At 56.8% G+C, this 20,181-nt stretch carries 19 protein-coding genes and 1 tRNA gene; 17 read left to right on the top strand and 3 right to left on the bottom strand.

The features are described 5' to 3' along the window. Positions 1-13 precede the first annotated feature (13 nt). The 3 genes from gatC to gatB are packed head-to-tail and all read left to right on the top strand — an operon-like array spanning position 14 to position 3,242. Complete coding sequence (gene gatC, locus AB8880_06970) at positions 14-301, top strand: Asp-tRNA(Asn)/Glu-tRNA(Gln) amidotransferase subunit GatC (GenBank protein XDZ64675.1); 288 nt, start codon at positions 14-16, stop codon at positions 299-301. After that, positions 298-1,782, top strand: a complete 1,485-nt coding sequence (gene gatA / locus AB8880_06965) for an Asp-tRNA(Asn)/Glu-tRNA(Gln) amidotransferase subunit GatA (GenBank protein XDZ64674.1) — start codon at positions 298-300, stop codon at positions 1,780-1,782. Before gatC ends, gatA begins: the two co-directional genes overlap by 4 nt. Next, positions 1,779-3,242, top strand: a complete 1,464-nt coding sequence (gene gatB, locus AB8880_06960; protein ID XDZ64673.1) for an Asp-tRNA(Asn)/Glu-tRNA(Gln) amidotransferase subunit GatB — start codon at positions 1,779-1,781, stop codon at positions 3,240-3,242. The genes gatA and gatB overlap by 4 nt, the downstream gene beginning before the upstream one ends. On the opposite strand, the gene AB8880_06955 is transcribed toward gatB, so the two are convergent. Next, positions 3,239-3,991 carry an HAD family hydrolase gene (locus AB8880_06955; GenBank protein ID XDZ64672.1) on the bottom strand — a complete coding sequence of 251 codons (753 nt, stop codon included), beginning with the start codon at positions 3,989-3,991 and terminating at the stop codon, positions 3,239-3,241. The two genes, gatB and AB8880_06955, sit on opposite strands and share 4 nt — an antisense overlap. A gap of 218 nt (positions 3,992-4,209) precedes the next feature. On the opposite strand from AB8880_06955, the gene AB8880_06950 reads away from it, so the two are divergent. Beyond that, positions 4,210-4,301: transfer RNA gene (locus AB8880_06950), tRNA-Ser, on the top strand. Positions 4,302-4,483: 182 nt separating this feature from the next. After that, entirely contained in the window at positions 4,484-4,903 is a 420-nt protein-coding gene (locus AB8880_06945) for a hypothetical protein (protein XDZ64671.1), read from the top strand. Between the two features lie 58 nt (positions 4,904-4,961). On the opposite strand, the gene AB8880_06940 is transcribed toward AB8880_06945, so the two are convergent. Next, on the bottom strand, positions 4,962-5,378 hold the full coding sequence (locus tag AB8880_06940; protein XDZ64670.1) for an acyl-CoA thioesterase: 417 nt from the start codon (positions 5,376-5,378) through the stop codon (positions 4,962-4,964). Between the two features lie 134 nt (positions 5,379-5,512). Here AB8880_06940 and AB8880_06935 point away from each other — a divergent pair, with 134 nt between their 5' ends. From AB8880_06935 to AB8880_06905, 7 genes are all read left to right on the top strand, one after another. Next, positions 5,513-6,307 (top strand): enoyl-CoA hydratase-related protein, encoded by a 795-nt coding sequence (locus tag AB8880_06935; protein XDZ64669.1) that lies wholly within the window; start codon positions 5,513-5,515, stop codon positions 6,305-6,307. A 4-nt stretch (positions 6,308-6,311) separates the two neighbouring features. Beyond that, entirely contained in the window at positions 6,312-7,346 is a 1,035-nt protein-coding gene (locus AB8880_06930) for a proline racemase family protein (GenBank protein XDZ64668.1), read from the top strand. Between the two features lie 129 nt (positions 7,347-7,475). Further along, positions 7,476-8,111: a glutathione S-transferase family protein gene (locus tag AB8880_06925; GenBank protein XDZ64667.1), complete on the top strand. Its 636-nt coding sequence runs from the start codon at positions 7,476-7,478 to the stop codon at positions 8,109-8,111. A 199-nt stretch (positions 8,112-8,310) separates the two neighbouring features. Continuing rightward, positions 8,311-8,778 (top strand): hypothetical protein, encoded by a 468-nt coding sequence (locus AB8880_06920; GenBank protein XDZ64666.1) that lies wholly within the window; start codon positions 8,311-8,313, stop codon positions 8,776-8,778. A 79-nt stretch (positions 8,779-8,857) separates the two neighbouring features. After that, on the top strand, positions 8,858-10,213 hold the full coding sequence (gor, locus tag AB8880_06915; protein XDZ64665.1) for a glutathione-disulfide reductase: 1,356 nt from the start codon (positions 8,858-8,860) through the stop codon (positions 10,211-10,213). 63 nt (positions 10,214-10,276) lie between these two features. Further along, complete coding sequence (locus AB8880_06910; GenBank protein XDZ64664.1) at positions 10,277-11,647, top strand: class II 3-deoxy-7-phosphoheptulonate synthase; 1,371 nt, start codon at positions 10,277-10,279, stop codon at positions 11,645-11,647. 33 nt (positions 11,648-11,680) lie between these two features. Continuing rightward, a complete protein-coding gene (locus tag AB8880_06905) occupies positions 11,681-12,817 on the top strand; it encodes a nicotinate phosphoribosyltransferase (GenBank protein XDZ64663.1) in 1,137 nt (378 codons plus the stop codon). A 19-nt stretch (positions 12,818-12,836) separates the two neighbouring features. On the opposite strand, the gene AB8880_06900 is transcribed toward AB8880_06905, so the two are convergent. After that, the gene (locus tag AB8880_06900) at positions 12,837-13,136 is read right to left on the bottom strand and encodes a DUF1330 domain-containing protein (protein ID XDZ64662.1); all 300 of its coding nucleotides are present in this window, start codon (positions 13,134-13,136) and stop codon (positions 12,837-12,839) included. A 120-nt stretch (positions 13,137-13,256) separates the two neighbouring features. Here AB8880_06900 and AB8880_06895 point away from each other — a divergent pair, with 120 nt between their 5' ends. The 5 genes from AB8880_06895 to AB8880_06875 all read left to right on the top strand — a co-directional run bounded on the left by AB8880_06895 (position 13,257) and on the right by AB8880_06875 (position 20,083). Further along, positions 13,257-14,927 carry an NAD+ synthase gene (locus AB8880_06895; GenBank protein XDZ64661.1) on the top strand — a complete coding sequence of 557 codons (1,671 nt, stop codon included), beginning with the start codon at positions 13,257-13,259 and terminating at the stop codon, positions 14,925-14,927. Further along, positions 14,924-16,264, top strand: coding sequence for a glutamate--tRNA ligase (gltX, locus tag AB8880_06890; protein ID XDZ64660.1), 1,341 nt, complete (start codon positions 14,924-14,926; stop codon positions 16,262-16,264). Before AB8880_06895 ends, gltX begins: the two co-directional genes overlap by 4 nt. Then, the gene (gene cysS, locus AB8880_06885) at positions 16,264-17,601 is read left to right on the top strand and encodes a cysteine--tRNA ligase (protein XDZ64659.1); all 1,338 of its coding nucleotides are present in this window, start codon (positions 16,264-16,266) and stop codon (positions 17,599-17,601) included. The genes gltX and cysS overlap by 1 nt, the downstream gene beginning before the upstream one ends. A gap of 74 nt (positions 17,602-17,675) precedes the next feature. Continuing rightward, positions 17,676-19,289, top strand: a complete 1,614-nt coding sequence (gene cimA, locus AB8880_06880) for a citramalate synthase (protein ID XDZ64658.1) — start codon at positions 17,676-17,678, stop codon at positions 19,287-19,289. 2 nt (positions 19,290-19,291) lie between these two features. Next, positions 19,292-20,083, top strand: a complete 792-nt coding sequence (locus tag AB8880_06875) for an RNA methyltransferase (protein ID XDZ64657.1) — start codon at positions 19,292-19,294, stop codon at positions 20,081-20,083. The last annotated feature ends 98 nt before the right edge of the window (positions 20,084-20,181 follow it).

The raw sequence follows: 20,181 nt of genomic DNA, 5'->3' as shown, positions 1-20,181 counted from the left end.
AGAGCAAATGGCCATGTCTGTCGACAAATCCACCGTTTCCCGAATTGCCCGTCTCGCCCGTATCGATATCGGCGACGACCGGCTTGAGCCGATGGCCCAGGAGCTGAACGGCATCCTTTCCTGGATCGAGCAGCTGAACGAAGTCAATACCGATGATGTCGAACCGCTTTCCAGTGTCACCGGTCACGCCCTGCCGATGCGGGACGATCAGGTGACCGATGGCAATATCCAAGAAGATGTTGTTGCCAATGCGCCGGAAACCATGTCCGGCTTCTTTGTTGTCCCAAAGGTGGTGGAATGAGCACCTGTCTTGATCTTACGGCAGCCCAGGCCATAAAGGCACTGGCTGCAAAGGAAATTTCAGCAACCGAACTGACGGCAGCCTATCTCGATGCGGCCGCCGAGACCGAAGGCCTCAACGCTTATACCGAGGTTACGGCGGATAAGGCCCGGGCCATGGCAAGGGCAAGCGATGAGCGTATTGCCGCCGGCGAGGCCCGTCCGCTTGAAGGGATACCGGTCGGCGTCAAGGATCTCTTCTGCACCGAAGGGGTTGAGACAACGGCCTGCTCAAACATCCTCAACGGCTATAAGCCGGTATACGAATCCACGGTGACGCAAAATCTCTGGAATGACGGCGCCGTGATGCTGGGGAAGCTGAACTGTGATGAATTTGCCATGGGTTCAGCAAATGAAACCAGCGCCCGTGGGCCGGTTATCTCGCCCTGGAAAGTTTCCGGTGACGATAACGCCTACGCCCCTGGCGGCTCTTCAGGTGGCTCGGCGGCGTCAGTTGCGGCGCGCTCATCGCTGATGGCAACGGGCACGGATACCGGCGGTTCCATCCGCCAGCCTGCGGCGTTCTGCGGGGTGGTTGGCGTTAAGCCTACCTATGGACGCTGTTCACGCCGCGGCATTGTGGCCTTTGCCTCCTCTCTTGATCAGGCAGGGCCGATCTGCCGGACGGTGGAAGACGCCGCCCTTATGCTCCAGTCCATGGCAAGTCATGATCCGGGGGATTCCACCTCGGTCGCCGACCCCATGCCGGATCTGCTCAAGGAGATTGAAGACGGGGTCAAGGGGCTGAAGATCGGTATCCCTGCCGAATATACGATGGATGGCATGGACAGCGCGATCGTATCGCTCTGGGAAGAGGGGCGGAAATGGCTTGAGGATGCCGGGGCTACTTGTGTCGAGGTTTCCCTGCCGCATACCAAATATGCTCTGCCAGCCTATTATATCGTGGCACCGGCAGAAGCCTCCTCCAATCTGGCGCGTTACGACGGGGTGCGCTACGGCGCCCGGGTTGAGGGCAAATCCCTTGACGAGATGTATGCCGCCACCCGTGCTGCAGGTTTCGGGGATGAGGTCACAAGACGAATTCTGATCGGTACCTATGTTCTTTCGGCTGGCTATTATGATGCTTATTATCTCAAGGCCCAGAAGACACGGCGTCTAATTCAGCAGGATTTTATCTCAGCCTTTGATGCGGTTGATCTTCTGTTGACGCCCGCAACGCCTTCGGCGGCGTTCCCGATCGGCCAGAAAATCACTGATCCGGTGACGATGTATCTCAACGATGTATTCACCGTTCCAGCAAGTCTGGCCGGGGTTCCGGCGATGTCGGTACCGTCGGGGCTTGCCGTGAACGGCTTGCCGCTGGGCCTGCAACTGATCGCGCCCTCCTTCCGTGAGGACGTGCTTATCCGGGCAGGGCGGGCCGTTGAGAAAGCGGCTGGGTTTACCGCCCTCGCAACCGAGGCCGCAGGAGGCAGGTCATGACGGAAAACTCGAAACTGGTCAAAGGCCGTAGCGGCCTCTGGGAAGTCGTCATCGGCCTTGAAGTCCACGCCCAGGTCTCCAGCAACTCGAAGCTCTTTTCCGGGTCCTCGGCGTCGTTCGGGGCCGGGCCTAACGAACATGTCTCGCTGGTGGACGCAGCGATGCCGGGGATGCTTCCGGTGATCAACCGTTTTTGCGTCGAGCAGGCGGTCCGTACCGGCCTCGGCATTAATGCCGAGGTCAATCTCGTCAGTGTTTTTGATCGCAAGAACTATTTCTATGCCGATCTTCCCCAAGGGTATCAGATCAGCCAGTACAAGCAGCCGATTATCGGTGAAGGCAGTATCACCATCGATCTTAAAGATGGGACAACGCGCACGATCGGGATCGAACGGCTTCACCTCGAACAGGATGCAGGCAAATCCCTGCATGACCAGCATCCGAGCAAATCCTATATCGATCTCAACCGGTCCGGGGTGGCGCTCATGGAAATTGTCTCCCGTCCGGATATGAGATCCGCCGAGGAAGCCGCCGCCTATGTCAGCAAACTTCGCTCAATCCTCCGTTTTCTTGGCACTTGCGACGGGAATATGGAAGAAGGCTCGCTTCGGGCGGATTGCAACGTGTCGGTCCGAAGGCCAGGTGAGCCTTTCGGCACCCGTACCGAGACAAAGAACCTCAATTCCATCCGGTTTATTGCCCAGGCGATCAATAGCGAGGTTGCCCGCCAGATCGAAATTCTCGAAGACGGCGGGGCAATCGATCAGGAAACCCGGCTGTTTGACACCAGCACGGGCATGACCCGCGCCATGCGCTCAAAGGAAGATGCCCATGATTATCGCTATTTCCCTGATCCGGATCTCCTGCCGCTCGTTCTGGATGAAGCCTGGGTTGCGGAAATCCGCTCAAGCCTGCCGGAGTTGCCCGACGCCCTCAAGGCGCGGCTGATCAGCCAGTACGGACTCACCCCCTATGATGCGACCGTGATCAGCGAGGATCGGGAAACCGCGGCATTCTATGAGGCGGTTGCCAAGGGACGTGATGCCAAGCTCGCGGCAAACTGGATGACGGTGGAACTTTTCGGTGCCCTCAACAAGTTGGGTAAAACCCTTGAGGAAAGCCCGGTTTCGCCGGATCAGCTCGGGATATTGGTGGGCCTGATCAGCGATGGCACAATCTCAGGCCGGATCGCCAAGGATGTGTTCGCTGATATGGTTGAAACCGGTGCAGACCCCGAAAAGATCATCGGAGAAAAGGGGCTGCGACAGGTTTCCGATACCGGGGCGATCGAGGCCATGATCGATACCGTGCTGGCCGAGAATATGGACAAGGTTGAGGAATATCGCGGCGGCAAGGATAAACTGTTCGGTTTCTTTGTCGGTCAGGTGATGAAAGCTTCCAAAGGGCAGGCCAATCCCGGCATGGTCAACCAGTTGCTAAAGACAAAACTCGACGGCTAGGAAAAGAGCCGCCGGATTACCTCACCAAGACCTTCGATACTGGGCAGAACGGCATCCGTTTCGGGGATGTATTCAGGTTTTTGCATTGTGCCATTGGCGATGGTGATAAAGCCCTTGTATCCGGCATTATTGGCCGCGGCCCAATCCGTTGCGGTATCACCGATCATCACGGCTTCAGCGGGCTTGCATCCGCAGCGGCGGCAACATTCAAGTAGCCCGCCGGCTTCGGGCTTGCGGCCAAAGCCGCTATCGGCGCAGATGATCGCATCAAAGAGATTGCGGATTCCCATGTCATCAAGGTTGATATGGGCGCTGTCGGTATTGTCGTTGGTTGCCAGCGCCAGCGCATAGCCTTGATCTTTCAGTTCCATCAATGCCTTTCGGACATTGCCTTTGGCGACAGTCTTGCCGCGGACGGTTTCCTGGCTGATACGGAGGATGTCGGCACGATAGCGGGCGTGATCATCAAAAACAGGTATCAGGCCCGGCTCCATTCCTGCCCAGATATCGCGCATTTCGGCAAAAGTTCCGGCGGCAAAAGCCCCGTTCTCAACGATGCTGCCGGTATTAGTGCCGGGGGTGATATTCACCCCCACCGCCGCCAGCAGCGCATCCCTGTCCGCCTTGCCGTCAAGTCTATTCACCAGATATTCCGCCATGGCAACAACCACCGGCATCCAGGTGCGTTCAAGATCAAGCAGAACACCGTCCTTATCAAAGACAATGAGGCGGATGGAGGGCTGTGCCATGGTGATTACTTCTCTCAGGATGGTGAAGATGTGGTCAGATGATGGGGCATCTTGCCAGCATGTCAGCCTGCGGGCAAGCCCGTGGAGGCAAGGCAAAGGGCAGGCCTTTCCACCAATCATGAAAAGACACAATTTTGGCATTTGACAGAGGCGACGCTTAACGGTAGGAAGAAGTCATGCATACGCCGTGGGGCTTTGCCCATTGACCCACTTTTCGCGGAGGGGTGGCCGAGTGGCTGAAGGCGGCGGTTTGCTAAATCGTTAAAGGAAGAAATTCCTTTCGGGGGTTCGAATCCCTTCCCCTCCGCCATTTCCTTATTAAAATGTCTTATAATCAAATAGTTAATAAGCATTTGTGCAATCGATATTACCCGCAGGTCAGTTTGTGTTTACTGAAATTGTTCCGAAATGAATGGCGTTGTCGCTTATTAGGGAAAACTGTTACATAAATCAAACTCTTGACGTGGTTTACCTTGCGGCTTAGAAAAGAGAATGACGTCACTTGCCTTCGACACCCATAAGTTTGTGAAAGATCTGGCCAAGGCCGGGATGGACACCGCACTGGCTGAGGTGCTGGCCAACCATTACGCCAGCCTGCTAGATGATCGCCTCGCGACCAAAGTGGATCTTACCCATCTGGGAGAGGACCTGCGCAAGGATATGGCGACAATGGAAGAGAGCCTCCGCAAGGATATGGCCACAATGGAAGAGAGCCTCCGCAAGGATATGGCCATAATGGAAGAGAGCCTCCGCAAGGATATGGCTGTGATGGAGGAGAGGTTACGCAAAGATATGGCCGCGATGGAGGAGAGGCTTTCAAGCAAGATCAATATTACTGTTATGGCCGCTCAGTTAACGGGCGTAGTGGCAACCTGCGCCATTATGGGTTTTATGCTGACAGTCATGACCTGAGGCGCATATGTTCAGATAGTTTCAGAAACTAAATAAGAATCTCCTGAATAGGCCTGGATCAGGCAGGCCCAAGATTCTCGACAAGCCTTGCCCTGATCTCGTCCGGCCAAGGGCGGGAGGTCATGGTGGCAAGTTCGACATGAACCAGTTTTGGGCGGGCATCGAAGGCCTGCCTGCCCTCGACGGTCCCGAGCACCTCTAGGCTGAGGCTGCTCCGCCCCACTTCAAGCACCCTGACTTCAAGGTCAAGCCAGTCCCCCAGCCGTACCGGCGAAGTGAAATCCACCGTAATCGTGACCGTAGGCACGCCGCTGCCATCAGGGCCATGCATCCGGGCCCAGTGCCAGCCCAGCCGGGTTTCAAAAAAATCCTCAACGGCACCGCTAATCATGTCAAAGAATCGAGGGTGATAAACTATTCCTGCCACATCGCAATGCTGAAACATGATCCGGGTCCGGGTGATGAAGGCATCCATTTGATCAAGCTCCTGTGGCGGATTGGCCGGGTGAATTGCCCCAAGTTTAGGTCATGATCGCAGGCCGCGTCATCAATAAGATTGCAGGATGAGGAAATTTCGCCGATCATCCTTGTTCTATCTGGGGAGAGGTCATGAAAACACTGATCACCAAAAGCCACGGATCATGGATTGAAATCCGTCTGAACAGACCGGAACGGCTCAATGCCTTTACCAAGCCGATGATGGCGGAACTGCATGCTGCACTGGTCGCGGCTGGAGATGATACGTCCTGCCGCGCGGTGATGATCACCGGTGAGGGACGTGCCTTCAGCGCAGGTCAGGATTTGAACGAAGTCGACGATATCCGTGAACTTGATCTCAAGGCCACTCTGGAAAATCATTTCAATCCACTTGTCGAATTGATCCGGGCACTTCAAAAACCTGTGGTTGCCGCGGTCAATGGTGTTGCCGCGGGGGCAGGCGCGAATATCGCGCTGTCCTGCGATATCGTGCTGGCCTCGGAGGACGCGCAGTTCATGGAAGTCTTCAGCCGGATCGGACTGATCCCGGATGCGGGCGGGACATGGCTCTTGCGTGAAAGACTTGGGGAGATGCGGGCAAAGGCACTGGCCTTTACGGCAGCGCCGATCTCCGCCCGGCAGGCGCTGGACTGGGGGCTTGCCTGGGAGATCTATGAAAGCGAGGGATTCGCCGATGCTGCCCGCGATTTCACGGGCAGGCTGGCATCGGGCCCGACACATGCCTATGCTCTTGCCAAGACAGCCATCCAGGAGGCGGCGACAAACACCATGGAAGACCAGCTCAAGCGTGAAGCGGAACTTCAGCATCAAGCCGGGCAATCCCCTGATCACCTTGAGGGCGTTGCGGCTTTCAGGGAAAAGCGCCCGGCCTCTTTCACCGGTGCGCCCTCATCTGGGAAAGAGTGATCCGATGCGCTGGAAAAAAATGGTCACCATGGTCGAAGCCCATGCCGAGGGGGAAATTGGCCGGATTGTCACCGGCGGCGTCCCGTCTCTTCCCGGGAAAAGCATTCTCGAGACCCTGAACTGGCTTAACGGGGACGGCGAGAAGCTACGTCGGTTTCTTGTCTTTGAGCCGCGCGGCTATGCGCAGATGAGCACCTGCCTGCTTCTGCCGGCCAAGTATCCGGAGGCCGATATCGGCTTTGTCATCATGCAGGCCGACAAGACTCATGCCATGTCGGGCTCCAACACCATCTGCCTCAGCACCGTGTTGCTGGAATGTGGTCATATTCCGATGACTGAACCCATCAGCCGCTTCACCCTTGATACCGCATCAGGTCTTGTGGACGTGGAGGCGGAATGTGCCGATGGTGCCTGCAAGGCGGTCAAGCTGCGTCTCGCCGGGTGCTATGCTGATCAACTCGACGCCGAGCTTGAGGTGGAGGGCATCGGGCCGGTCCGGGTTGATATTGCGTTTGGCGGTATTTTCTATGCGCTGGTGGACGCAGCCTCAATCGGCCTTGAAATCAGGCCGGAGAACGCGCGCCGACTTGTTTCGGCAGGAAGTGCCATCCACCGGGCGGTAAATTCCCGGCTCAAGATTGCTCACCCGGACTATCCCGGACTTGAGGGCATCTCCTATGTCATGTTCACCGCAAGGGAGGTGAATGGCGATCTGCGCGGGGCGACGATCATGCCGCCGGGCCGGGTGGATCGTTCCCCTTGCGGCACCGGCAATGCCGCCCGGCTTGCGGTCATGGCGGCCCGCGGCGAAGCTGGCCCGGGGGATGAATTTATCGCGCGATCGATCATCGACAGCCGTTTTGATGTGCGTATCGCCGATATCAGGGAAAGAGACGGCCATCCGATGATTATCCCTGAAATTCGTGGCCGTGGTTGGATTTATGGTATGCACCAGATCGGGCTTGATCCGGACGATCCCTACCCGGAGGGGTTCCAGTTGACGGATTGCTGGGGGGATGCCCATGATCTTTTGCGTTGAACGGTTTTTCGTGCCGATACGTTTCTGGCAAAAGGCAATAGACAAAGGTCGGCTTGCCTGACAAGGTGATCCTGGGTTCCATGAATCAATCTGAAAAATGCTTCACTCTTTTTTTGAAAGGCAACCTTTATGAGACTATGCTCCGCTCCAGCCTCTCCCTTTGGACGCGTGGTGAAAATTGCTGCCCATGTCCTCGGGGTCATGGACCAGATCACCGTTGTCCCTACGGAAACAACCGATCCGGATGATCCGGTCCGCAAGCTCAATCCTCTTGGCAAGATACCTGTTCTGATCGCGGGGGATCAGGCGCTCTATGACAGCCGCGTTATTCTCGAATATCTTGATCATCACGCGGGTGGCGGCAAGATCATCCCGGCTGATCCGGCACGGCGGTTTGATGTGCTCACCCGTAACGCCAGGATTAACGGTATTCTTGATGCGGCGATCCTTGTTGTTTACGAAAGCCGTTTTCGCCCCGAAGAGATGCGTCTTGAAAGCTTTGTTGAATATCAGCGAGATAAAATCCGCCGGTCTCTTGATGCTGTTGCCAAGGATACCCCTGCCTATGCGAATGGCGCCATGCCGGATATCGCGGAAATGGGGCTTGCCTGCGTGCTTGACTATCTTGATTTCCGCAAACAGCTCAACTGGCGTGACCATTGCCCGGAGATGGAAAAATGGATCACCGCCTTTGCCGCGGCGACGCCTGGCTACCACGACACGCTGCCGCCGGAAATCGACATGGCGCCCTGGCGTAAGCGATAGAACCGAGGGCTGGAACATTCATCAGCCTCAACCATCCGGGCGATGCGCAACGCATCGCCCGTCTTCTGTTGAGAACATATCGCATGACCGATGGCGATCTTTTGTGAAAACAGCCCTGCCGAAAGGGTATGGCTTTACTGTTTAGGATAAGTGTTTTTTTTGCCTGTCGCTGATATCCACGGTGGTGGAGGATTGGTGTATGGCTTCCCTTGGGCGATTGTTGTTGGCGCTGGCAGAAAATGACAGTCATGATATCGGCATGATCTCGCAACTTGGCGAGTCACGCTGGATCATCGGCGATGATCAGCATTTTCCGGTTCATATTGAAACCTTGATCCCGAAAAAAAACTTTCTGCTTTATGCAACCGGGACTCGCGCCGAAGGTGAGCCTGTTCTCGTCCCGATGATGGAGACCTTCTTCCGTGAGGGGTTATCTGGCCATTCTCTGGGCTGCTACGGGATCAGTGTCGGCCCGGTGACCCTGACCACCTACCAGCGCATCAGCATGAACAGCTCATTCAGCCTGGGTAAACTTGTCACCAGCATTATCTGCCACCGGATGCTGATGGAGTGCTACCTCAATGCGGATTTAGATTTCCCCGATGATGGCTGGCCTGCTGAAACGGCGGTGTTCAGCGAAGCTGCTATTCTTCCCCACCGGCATTAATCCGTCTCTTCCGGCTGGATTTTCTCCGCCGTCATGCTTACATAAACCTCTGATACGAAAAGCAAGCAGGGAGGCTTTGATGGCTGCCTTTGATTTTGATCTGATTACCATCGGCGCCGGTTCCGGCGGGGTTCGGGCAAGTCGCATAGCCGCCCAGCATGGCGCGAAAGTGGCGGTCATTGAAGAGGACAGGCCGGGCGGGACATGTGTTCTGAGGGGGTGCGTGCCCAAGAAGCTTCTTGTCTATGGCGCCCAGTTCTCCGCCGAGCTCGAGGACGCGATCGGTTTTGGCTGGCAGGAGGTCGATACGGCCCATGACTGGGGCCAGTTGATCAAAACCAAGAACAAGGAGCTTGACAGGCTGGCCGGTATCTACCAGTCGCTTCTGGACAATGCGGGTGTCACCACGATTGCCGGACGCGGTGTTGTCACCGGCCCGCACAGCGTTGCGGTGGAGGGACGCGAGATTACGGCCGAAATCATTTTGATCGCTGTTGGTGGCTGGCCCTTTCTGCCGGATGTGCCCGGGCTTGCCGAGCACGCGATTACCTCAAACGAGGCGCTTGATCTCAGCCACCGGCCCGATGAGGTTGTCATCTATGGCAGCGGGTTTATTGCGGCTGAATTTGCCGGTATCTTCAACGGGTTTGGTGCAAGGACGCATCTTGTGTACCGCGCCGAGGAACCGCTGCGGGGGTTTGATCCGGATATCCGCCATGCTTTTGCCACTGCTGCCGCTGAGCGCGGGATCATTCTTCATCCCGGCAAGACGATCACCTCGGTTGAAGGCGATAACGACAATAAGACCGTAACCTTGAGCGATGGTAGCCGTCTTCAGGCGGATACGGTCATGGCGGCGACGGGACGGAAACCCAATACACGCGGCCTCGGGCTTGAAGACATTGGTGTTGCGATGACAAAGCATGGGTCAATCCGGGTCGATGCCGAAAGCCGCACCACCGTGCCGTCTATCTTTGCCATCGGTGATGTCACGAACCGGATCAACCTCACACCGGTTGCGATTGCCGAAGGACATGCCTTTGCGGACACTCTTTACGGCAATGCGCCGCGGGTGGTTGACCATCGCAACGTGGCGTCGGCCGTGTTTTCGATGCCTCCTGTGGGGACCGTCGGGATGACCGAGGAGGATGCCATTGCGGCTTCAATTCCAATCACGGTGTATGAGGCATCTTTCCGGGCGATGAAAAACACCATCTCCGGCCGCGACGAAAAAACCTACATGAAAATGATTGTCGCAAAAGAGGATATGAAAGTCCTTGGCGTGCATATGCTGGGCCCGGATGCACCGGAAATCATTCAGGGAATGGCCATTGCCATCAAGGCTGGTGCCACCAAGGCTGATTTTGACGCGACAATCGGGATACATCCAACGGCGGCAGAGGAATTCGTTACCATGCGTACGCCGCGGGAATAATCATTGCCAATGGCGGCGTGTACCTGATACATAAAGACAACATCACTGGGAAGGCGAATATTTATGGACTGGTCATCATCATCCTGGCGGGAACGGCCAATCGTTCAGGTGCCGGAATATCCTGACGCCGCTGCACTTGCGAAGGTTGAAAGCGATCTTGGCCAGATGCCGCCGCTTGTCTTTGCCGGCGAAATCCAGGAATTGAGGGAAAAACTGGGGCAGGTTGCCCTTGGTCAGGCGTTTCTGCTGCAAGGGGGAGACTGCGCGGAAAGTTTTGAGGAATTTTCAGCCAATCATATCCGCGATACCTTCAAGGTGCTGATGCAGATGGCCGTGGTCCTGACCTTCGGTGCCTCCATGCCGGTGGTTAAGATCGCGCGTATGGCAGGGCAGTTTGCCAAGCCGAGATCAGCGCCGACCGAAACCATTGACGGGGTCGAGTTGCCTAGCTATCGCGGCGATATGGTCAACGCAATCGGGTTTACCGCCGAAGACCGTGTGCCTGATCCCGAACGGCTGAAAAAGGTTTATCATCAATCCGCGGCGACGCTCAACCTGATCCGGGCATTTGCCTCAGGCGGTCTTGCTGATCTTGAAAAGGTGCATTCCTGGAATCTTGATTATATCACCGGACCGGGTCAGACCTCCCGCTATGAAGAACTGGCCGCACGGATTGACGAATGCCTTTCCTTCATGCGCGCCTGCGGTGTCTCAAGCGTGACCAGCAGATCGCTGAGGGAAACGCATCTCTATACAAGCCATGAAGCGCTGCTGCTCAATTACGAAGAGGCGTTCACGAGACAGGACACCATCACCCCTGAAGGCGCGAAACTTGCCACTTCGGCCCATATGCTGTGGATCGGGGACCGGACTCGCCAGCTCGATGGCGCGCATGTCGAATACATGCGCGGTATCGCCAACCCGATCGGGATGAAATGCGGCCCGTCGCTGGACCCCGATGAGTTGCTGAAACTGATCGATGTGCTCAATCCGAAGAATATCCCCGGCAAGCTCACCCTTATTACCCGCATGGGGGCTGGCAAGGTTCGTGAAGGGCTTGCACCGCTGCTAAAGAAGGTCAAGGCAGAAGGCCGTCATGTGGTCTGGTGCTGTGATCCGATGCATGGCAATACGGTCAAATCTTCAACCGGATACAAGACACGGCGTGTTGATGACGTGATGGAAGAGGTGCGCGGCTTTTTTGAAACGCATGATGCGATCGGCACCTATCCGGGCGGGGTTCATTTTGAAATGACCGGCGCCGATGTGACCGAATGCGTCGGCGGCAATGTGGCCGAAGTGACCGAAGAAGATCTTTCCGATCGCTATCATACATTCTGTGATCCGAGGCTGAATGCCAATCAGTCGCTCGAGCTTGCGTTTCTCATTGCTGATCTGCTCAAGATGCGCCGTGACAACGGCTCAAGGGGCTAGAGTACGGCAGGCGAAAGCACAAAGGTTGTTGCCATGGCTGAGATACCTTTCCCCGGACCGAAAGCTGAAGATCAACCTCGCCTGACTGACAGTTACTTCCTGCGGACGAAGGCGGTGGTCGGGCGCAAGGGGGATTGCGACGTCACCTATGCGGTCTTTATGCGGCGGCCTGTTCTTTCGGCCCCGCGGCTTGCCCTCGACTGGCTTGAGGGGATGCTGGCCCAGCGAGGCGTGAAATACCGTCTTGATCTGAAGCATCCCGAAGGCAGCTGGGTCGGAGCGGGTGATCCCATCCTTTACATTACCGGCCCGCTCACCGCCATGGTCGATCTTGAGACGATCTTTCTGCAGCGGATCGGGGCCGCTTCGGTTGCCGCCTATAACGCTCATGCAATGTGCGCGGCCCTGCCGGAGGTGTCGTTCCTCGCCATGGATGCGCGGCATTGCGCCGGAACCGAAATGGCGGAGATGATGGCTTATGGTGCCTCGGTCGGGTCGGCCGTTGCCCAGAAACAGAAGGGGGCCTGCGGTTTTGTCGGCTGTGCCACCGATCATACGGCACATTTCTTCAATACCGACAAGGGCAGGGGAACGATGCCCCATGCGCTGATCGGCTATGCCGGCTCAACGGTGGAGGCGGCGCGTATCTATGATGAAACCTTCCCGGATGAACCGTTGACCGTTCTGGTGGATTATTTCGGCCGCGAGATCACCGACAGTCTCGAAGTGGCTCGTGCTTTTCCCGAACGTGCAGCGGCCGGTACCCTGGCCCTTCGTCTCGACACCCATGGCGGCCGGTATGCTGAAGATCTCGATGTGCAGCAATCCTATGCGGTGCTTGAACGCAATTCCCCATCTTCAATTCGTGGATATCGCAGCGACGCCGAACTCAAGCATCTGATCGGCACCGGCGTGTCGGCAGCGGCGACTTGGCATCTGAGGGAACAACTTGACGCTGCCGGATTTCCTGATGTCAAGATCGTGTGCTCAAGCGGTTTTGATCCGGAAAAATGCCGGGTTTTTGCGCTCGCTGAGGCGCCCGTCAATCTCATCGGCACCGGCTCGTATCTGCCGGAAAAATGGTCCGAGACCTATGCTACTGCAGATATTATTTCCTATGATGGGGTCTACCGGGTCAAAACAGGTCGAGAATTCCTGATCCCGTCCTAATCTGGCCCTGGATCTTGGCTCAGTCGCTTTCCACGCCGGTAACCTTCATGATGACGCCACGGGAATTTGCCTGCCTGATCTTCTTCACTTCCGCGTATTCAGGGTCATTGTAGAAGTTTTGAAGCGCCTCCATGCTGCCGAATTCGATGACGACAACACGGTCATGGTCGATCTGGCCCTCCGCCACGGTCATGTCGCCGCCGCGAATGAGGTATCTGCCGCCATATTTCGCCACCAGGCGGGAGGTGTTTTCCATATAGGGTTTATACGCATCCGGGTCGGTGACGGTGATGGTGCCGACGAGATATCCTTTTGCCATGATGGATTTTCCTGTATTGAATACCTGTTGATGATTAAAGCCTTGCATGGAAACATCGCCGCCGCAACATGGATGACGGTTTCCTTTGATAATTCCCCATAAAGAGGATACATAACGGCTATGACCGATACGCTTCTCTTTGCCATGGCCCAACTGAATTCCACGGTTGGCGATATTACGGGAAATGCCCGCAAACTGCTCGATGCCCGCAAGACGGCCATGGCGCAGGGTGCGGATATCATCGTTGCGCCGGAAGTCTATCTCAGCGGCTATCAGGTGGATGATCTTGTTCAGGTCGAAGGCTTTCTTGAAAAGGTCGAGGAAACAGTGGGGATGCTCGCCGCCGCCACAAGTGATGGCGGCCCCGGGATCATCGTCGGGGCGCCACGCCGTGATGAAAAGGGCTTCATCCGGAATTCGGTTTATGTGCTTGATGGCGGTGAGATCATCGGTGTTCGTGACAAGGCAAGATTGCCGCGGACAGGTGTTTTCGATGATCCACGGAATTTCATTCCAGGCGAAATGCCTGGCCCGGTGATGGTCCGTGGCGTGCGGCTTGGTCTGCCCGTCTGTGAGGATATGTGGCATGCGGATCTCGTTGAATGTCTTGAGGAATCCGGCGCCGAGATGCTGATCTCCTGCAACGGGTCACCTTTTGAGGAAGGCAAGATCGATGACCGCATGATGGCGGCAGTGGCAAGGGTCAGCGAAAGCGGGTTGCCGCTCATCTATGTCAATCTGGTGGGCGGTCAGGATGATCAGGTCTTTGACGGGGCATCTTTTGCCATCAACCCGGGCGGCAGGATCGCCGCTTACCTGCCGTGTTTTACGGAATCCGTCACCTTGATCGAGGCTCGTAAAGGCGCCGATGGCTGGCGTCTGGAAGGGCCTGTCCACAAACCTGATGAGGGCAATCTCGCCATCTGGCGCTGCCTCATGCTCGGGATCAGGGATTACGTGGAAAAGAACGGGTTTGAGCGTGTCATTCTCGGTCTTTCCGGCGGTATCGACAGCGCGCTTGTGGCGGTGCTTGCGGTCGATGCGCTCGGGGCTGACCGGGTGGATGCCGTGATGATGCCATCACCCTATACAAGCCAGATCAGCCTTGATGATGCCGCGCTGCTTGCGGCAAATCTTGGTATCCGCCTTGATAATATCGATATCAATCCCGCCATGGTCGCCATTGATGCAATGCTTGAAGCTCCGTTTGCCGCAGGTGATGCCAGTCTTGCCCGGGAAAATCTCCAGTCCCGGCTGCGCGGGCTTGCCTTGATGAGCATCTCGAACACGACGGGGCAGCTGCTGCTCAGCACCGGAAACAAATCCGAATATGCCACCGGCTACGCTACGCTTTATGGTGATATGTGCGGCGGCTATGCGCCGCTTATCGATGTCTGGAAAACAAGGGTGTTTGATCTCTGCCGGTTTCGCAATTCCGTTCAGCCCCGCGGGGCGCTGGGGCCAAAAGGCGAAGTTATCCCCGAACGGATCATCACGCGTCCACCTTCAGCCGAGCTCCGCCCGGATCAGAAAGACAGCGACAGTCTGCCGGATTATGAGATGCTTGATGCCATCATGAAAGGTCTTGTTGAAAAGCAGTCCTCGGTGGATCAACTGATCGGCGAAGGTTTCAACGAGGATGATGTAAGGCGATGTGCCCGGATGCTGATGCGGGCTGAATATAAACGCCGTCAGGCCGCGCCCGGCCCCAAAGTGACGCGTCGCGCCTTTACCCGCGATCGACGCTTTCCGATTACCAACCGTTACCCTCTTGCCGGAGAAGGCAGATGACCCGAACTCTTGTCCGTTTCGCCCCGAGCCCGACAGGCAACCTCCATGTTGGCAATATGCGAACTGCGCTGGTGAATTTTCTTTTTGCCCGGGCGACCGGCGGCGATTTCATGCTTCGGATTGATGATACCGATGATGAGAGATCAACCCCGGAATACGAAGCCTCGATCCGGGCTGATCTCAAATGGTTGGGGATGGAGTGGGACAGGGAGGATCGGCAGTCGTCACGGCTTTCCCATTATGCCGATGCGCTTGAATATCTGCTTTCCACGGGCCGGGCCTATAAATGTTTTGAAACCCAGGAAGAGCTCTCGCTCAAGCGCAAATCCCAGCTGGCGGCCGGGCGTCCACCGGTCTATGACCGGGCGGCGCTTTCGCTCAGCCCCGAAGACATTGCCCGCCGTGAAGCCGCCGGCGAGAAGCCGCATTACCGGTTCAGGCTCGACGACACAACCGTGATGTGGAATGATCTTGTTCGAGGGGAAGTCAGCGTGCCTACCTCGTCCTTGTCGGATCCGGTGATCCTGCGGGCAGATGGACGGGTGATCTATACCCTTGCATCGGTGGTGGATGATCGCGATCACGGCGTTACCCATATCCTCAGGGGTGAAGATCACACCACGAATTCCGCCGCCCAGATCCAGCTGTTCGAGGCACTTGGCGCAACGCCCCCTGAAATGGGGCATTTCGCGCTATTGGCCGGGGCCGATGGAGAGGGGCTTTCGAAACGCCTTGGCTCGCTTTCGATTGGCAGTCTGCGTGAAGACGGGATTGAGGCCATGGCCATTGCCAGCCTGCTGGCGCGGATCGGAACCGCTGACCCCGTTGAGGCTCGCCAATCGATGCAGGAGCTTATTGAAGGTTTTGATATAAGCAGGTTTGGCCGCGCCACCCCGCGTTTTGATCCGGCAGAACTTAAACTCGTCAATAGCCGTGTGTTGAATGGCATGCCTTTTACGTCGGTTGAAAAGAGGCTTGAGGCTCTGGGTGTTGGCGGTGGCGCTGGCTTCTGGGAGGCGGTGCGCGGAAATATCGACCGTCTCGAAGATACGGCCAGGCTCTTTCATATGGCGACAGAGCCGCTCAAACCTCAGCTTGAAGACGGAGATCTCCTGGCGGCGGCGATATCTGCCCTGCCGGAGGGTGAGCCTGATGGAACCACCTGGGGTATCTGGACAAAGGCCATAACGGAAGCCACAGGCAAAAAGGGAAAGGCACTTTTCATGCCCTTGCGGCTGGCGCTGACCGGGCAGGCATCGGGGCCTGAACTTGCCGGTCTTCTGCCGGTCATGGGACGGGCACGTATCCTCGCACGGCTCAATGGAGAGACAGCCTGATGGCGGTGTTTCATGTTCATAATACGCTGAACCGGGGCAAGGAGAGATTTACGCCGCTTGACCCTGCAAATATCCGGCTCTATGCCTGCGGGCCGACGGTTTACGACCGGATTCATGTCGGCAATGCCCGTCCGCTGGTTGTGTTTGATCTGCTGGTTCGTCTTCTTCGCCGTCTTTATCCGAAAGTGACCTATGCACGAAACATTACCGATGTCGACGACAAGATCAACGCCCGGGCCAGCGAGGAAGGTATCACCATCCGTGAGTTGACGGCTCGCACCATCGAAGCGTTCCATGATGATTGCACCGCGCTCGGCGTGCTGGCCCCTGACATCGAGCCGAGAGCAACAGATCATATCCCGCAGATGATCACGATGATCGAACGACTGATTGAGGCCGGCCATGCCTATGAAGCTGAAGGTCATGTGCTGTTCCATGTCAGCAGTATGGAAAACTATGGCCGGCTTTCCCGGCGTTCAAGGGACGAGTTGGTTGCTGGCGCACGGGTGGAGATCGCCCCGTTCAAGAAAGATGCGGCGGATTTTGTCCTGTGGAAACCTTCAACGGCAGATCAGCCCGGATGGGACAGCCCCTGGGGCAGAGGCAGGCCGGGATGGCATATCGAATGTTCGGCCATGAGCGCGGCCTATCTCGGCGAAACGTTTGATATCCACGCCGGGGGACTTGATCTGATCTTTCCCCATCACGAAAACGAGATGGCGCAATCCTGCTGCGCCCATGGCACCGATACCATGGCCAGTGTCTGGATGCATAACGGATATGTCACTGTCGATGGTGAGAAGATGTCCAAATCGCTTGGCAATTTCACCACGGTTGCCGATGTTCTTGCCCGTTTTCCCGGGGAGGCGGTGCGCTACGCGCTTCTGACAGCGCAATACCGCGCGCCGCTTGATTTTTCCATGACCGGCGTTGAGGAAGCCAAAGCCGCGCTGGATTCACTTTATCGCGCGGTGGGCGACGCTGAGGCAGGGGACATCGACGATGAAGTCATGGCGGCGCTTGCAGATGATCTCAACACCCCTGTTGCGCTGGCCCGGCTCCATGAACTTGCGCGGCAGGCCAATAAAGGCGATCAAGCAGCTGCCGGCAACCTCCGGGCAACGGCCGAAATGATGGGGCTTCTTGCCAGCGATGCCGATACCTGGTTCCGGGGCGGTGATGCGGATGCGCAAGATATCGAGGCCGCGATATCAGCCCGCGCCACGGCAAAGAAGGAACGGAATTTTGCTGAAGCTGACCGTATTCGTGATGATCTGGCGGCACGTGGCATTCTTCTTGAAGATACAGCTGATGGAACGATATGGCGGCGCGGATAGCCCTTGGTTTTGACAATCCGCCAAACTCGGCTTAAGACAGGTGACATAATACTCAAGGTTAAAGGGAGACAATCATGACCGGTGAGCGCATATGGCTTTTTGACACCACGCTTCGCGATGGGTGCCAGGCGCGCGGTATTGATTTTTCCGTGGCCGACAAGATTGCCATTGCCAAGGCCCTTGATGATATGGGGATAGATTATATCGAAGGTGGCTGGCCGGGCGCCAACCCCACGGATAATGAGTTTTTCAAGGATTTTCCAAAAGGCAGGAAATCCCGCTCTGTGGCTTTTGGGATGACACGACGAGGTGGCCGCAGTGCCTCAAACGATCCCGGGCTGGTGGCGGTGATTGACGCAGAAACCGACGGCACATGTCTTGTCGGCAAGACCTGGGATTTTCACGTTGAAACCGCGCTTGAGGTTTCGCTTGAAGAGAACCTCTCCATGATCACGGATTCTATCGCCGCCGTGCGTGAGCGTGGACGTGAAGCGATGTTCGATTGCGAACATTTCTTTGATGGCTACAAGAACAACCCCGACTATGCCATTGCCTGCGCAAAGGCTGCGTTTGAAGGGGGGGCGGAATGGATCGTTCTCTGCGATACGAATGGCGGCGCGATGCCAGAAGATATCCATGCCGGTGTTTCGGCCGTCAAGGAGGTGCTGCCCGAAGCCAGGATCGGCATCCATACCCATAATGACTCCGGCCTTGCGGTGGCCAATTCCATCACCGCGATCAAAGCAGGTGCACGGCAGGTGCAGGGCACGATCAACGGTATCGGGGAGCGTTGCGGCAACGCCAACCTGATCACCCTTATTCCGACGCTGATGCTCAAATACGGGTATGAGACAGGTGTTTCCAGAGAACGTCTTGGCAAACTCAAATCCCTTTCCCGGATGATGGACAGCCGGATCAACCGTCTGCCGAACCCGCACGCGCCCTATGTCGGCGATGCGGCGTTTGCGCATAAGGGCGGCTTGCACGCATCCGCGGCATTAAAGGACCCGAGGACGTATGAACATATTCCTCCGGAAACCGTGGGCAATGCCCGTGAATATATTGTTTCCGACCAGTCCGGAAAGGCGAATTTTCTGGCCAGGTTTGAAGAGCTCGGGATCACCGTTGACAAGAAGGATCGCCGCCTTGATGCCCTGATCGCCGATGTGAAGGAAAAGGAATATAACGGCTGGGCTTTCGATACGGCTGAAGCCAGTATGGAACTTCTGGTGCGGCGGGCGCTTGGCGAAGTGCCTGAATATTTCGTCATTGAACGTTTTCGTGTCATGGATGAACGCCGCTTTAACGCCAAAGGCAAACTGGTGGTGGAATCCGAAGCCACCACCACGATTTTTGTTTCCGGCAGGCAATATCACGAAGCGTCCATCGGCAACGGGCCGGTCAATGCGGTGGATACGGCCATCCGCAAGGCGCTGGTGACGGCCTACCCTGAACTTGCGGGCGTGAAACTCGTAGATTACAAGGTCCGGATCCTTTCAGGAGACAAGGCCGATGGCGGCACCGGCGCCGTCACAAGGGTGCTGATCGAATGTCAGGACAAGGAAGGCCTCAGCTGGATCTCGGTTGGGGTGTCGACCAATATCATCGATGCGTCGGTGATGGCGCTGGCTGATGCCATGACATGGAAACTCTTCCGGTCTGGTGCTGTTGTCCAGCCCAAAGCCTGATCATGGCCGGAACCAACCGAAAGGCTGTCGAAACCGACGGGCCATGGGCTGATCTTCTGCCCGGCGTGATCCTTGTCGAACCCCAGATGGGGGAAAATATCGGCGCCGCGGCCCGGGCGATGAAGAACTGCGGGCTTTCGCGTCTTCATCTGGTCAGTCCGCGGGATGGCTGGCCCAATCCAGCCGCTGATGCCATGGCATCGGGGGGGATCGATATACTGAATTCGGCGTCGCTTGCTGATAACACAGCCGAAGCTGCGGCTTCTTATACGATGATCGCCGCCACGACAGCACGTCGCCGCGGCATGGCAAAAGAGTGCCTCACCCCACCCGAAGCCGCCGAGCGTCTGGCGGTGCATGCGAGATCAGGGGGGAAGACGGCGCTTCTTTTCGGGCCGGAGCGTGCCGGTCTCGACAACGCCGATGTGGCACTGGCGGATTTCATCATCACGGTGCCGCTAAATCCGGTATTCTCTTCGCTAAATCTTGCGCAGGCGGTACTGCTGATGGGGTGGGAGTGCCGCAAGGCCGCCGCATCTGTCCTTGATATGCCTCTCCTGACCGAAGAGGACGGGGCGCCGGAGCCGGCAACCGTCGAAGAGCGGGAGTTTTTCTTTCGTGTGCTGGAAGAGGGTCTTGACGAAGGCGGGTTTTTTACCAGTTCCGATATGCGGCCGGTGGTGATGCGGAACATCACCGCAATGTTCCAGCGCAGCACGCTTTCGATGCAGGATATCCGGACACTGCACGGCATGGTCAAGGCCCTGCGCCAGTCAACACCCCGCAAGGGTTGACATTATCCGTCTTTTCTGCAAAAAAGCGCCATTCCTGGGAAAGTGGACAACAGGAGATTTCGCTGTTGTCCCGGCCATGTGGCACTACCGGGGCAACA

This window comes from Alphaproteobacteria bacterium LSUCC0684 (assembly GCA_041228335.1).
In the GTDB taxonomy this organism is placed as follows: Bacteria; Pseudomonadota; Alphaproteobacteria; order Puniceispirillales; family UBA1172.
Note: the sequence above shows the minus strand (reverse complement) of the source record. Positions and strands in the feature narration are given on the sequence as shown.

Bases quoted from the DNA above. Each gene is read 5' to 3' on its own strand.
- gor (XDZ64665.1), top strand. From the start codon at position 8,858: ATGGCTGCCTTTGATTTTGATCTGATTACCATCGGCGCCGGTTCCGGC.
- AB8880_06910 (XDZ64664.1), top strand. From the start codon at position 10,277: ATGGACTGGTCATCATCATCCTGGCGGGAACGGCCAATCGTTCAGGTG.
- AB8880_06930 (XDZ64668.1), top strand. From the start codon at position 6,312: ATGCGCTGGAAAAAAATGGTCACCATGGTCGAAGCCCATGCCGAGGGG.
- AB8880_06875 (XDZ64657.1), top strand. From the start codon at position 19,292: ATGGCCGGAACCAACCGAAAGGCTGTCGAAACCGACGGGCCATGGGCT.
- AB8880_06905 (XDZ64663.1), top strand. From the start codon at position 11,681: ATGGCTGAGATACCTTTCCCCGGACCGAAAGCTGAAGATCAACCTCGC.
- cimA (XDZ64658.1), top strand. From the start codon at position 17,676: ATGACCGGTGAGCGCATATGGCTTTTTGACACCACGCTTCGCGATGGG.
- AB8880_06900 (XDZ64662.1), bottom strand. From the start codon at position 13,136: ATGGCAAAAGGATATCTCGTCGGCACCATCACCGTCACCGACCCGGAT.
- gatA (XDZ64674.1), top strand. From the start codon at position 298: ATGAGCACCTGTCTTGATCTTACGGCAGCCCAGGCCATAAAGGCACTG.
- gatC (XDZ64675.1), top strand. From the start codon at position 14: ATGTCTGTCGACAAATCCACCGTTTCCCGAATTGCCCGTCTCGCCCGT.
- AB8880_06945 (XDZ64671.1), top strand. From the start codon at position 4,484: ATGACGTCACTTGCCTTCGACACCCATAAGTTTGTGAAAGATCTGGCC.
- AB8880_06940 (XDZ64670.1), bottom strand. From the start codon at position 5,378: ATGGATGCCTTCATCACCCGGACCCGGATCATGTTTCAGCATTGCGAT.
- gltX (XDZ64660.1), top strand. From the start codon at position 14,924: ATGACCCGAACTCTTGTCCGTTTCGCCCCGAGCCCGACAGGCAACCTC.
- cysS (XDZ64659.1), top strand. From the start codon at position 16,264: ATGGCGGTGTTTCATGTTCATAATACGCTGAACCGGGGCAAGGAGAGA.
- AB8880_06925 (XDZ64667.1), top strand. From the start codon at position 7,476: ATGAGACTATGCTCCGCTCCAGCCTCTCCCTTTGGACGCGTGGTGAAA.
- gatB (XDZ64673.1), top strand. From the start codon at position 1,779: ATGACGGAAAACTCGAAACTGGTCAAAGGCCGTAGCGGCCTCTGGGAA.
- AB8880_06935 (XDZ64669.1), top strand. From the start codon at position 5,513: ATGAAAACACTGATCACCAAAAGCCACGGATCATGGATTGAAATCCGT.
- AB8880_06955 (XDZ64672.1), bottom strand. From the start codon at position 3,991: ATGGCACAGCCCTCCATCCGCCTCATTGTCTTTGATAAGGACGGTGTT.
- AB8880_06920 (XDZ64666.1), top strand. From the start codon at position 8,311: ATGGCTTCCCTTGGGCGATTGTTGTTGGCGCTGGCAGAAAATGACAGT.
- AB8880_06895 (XDZ64661.1), top strand. From the start codon at position 13,257: ATGACCGATACGCTTCTCTTTGCCATGGCCCAACTGAATTCCACGGTT.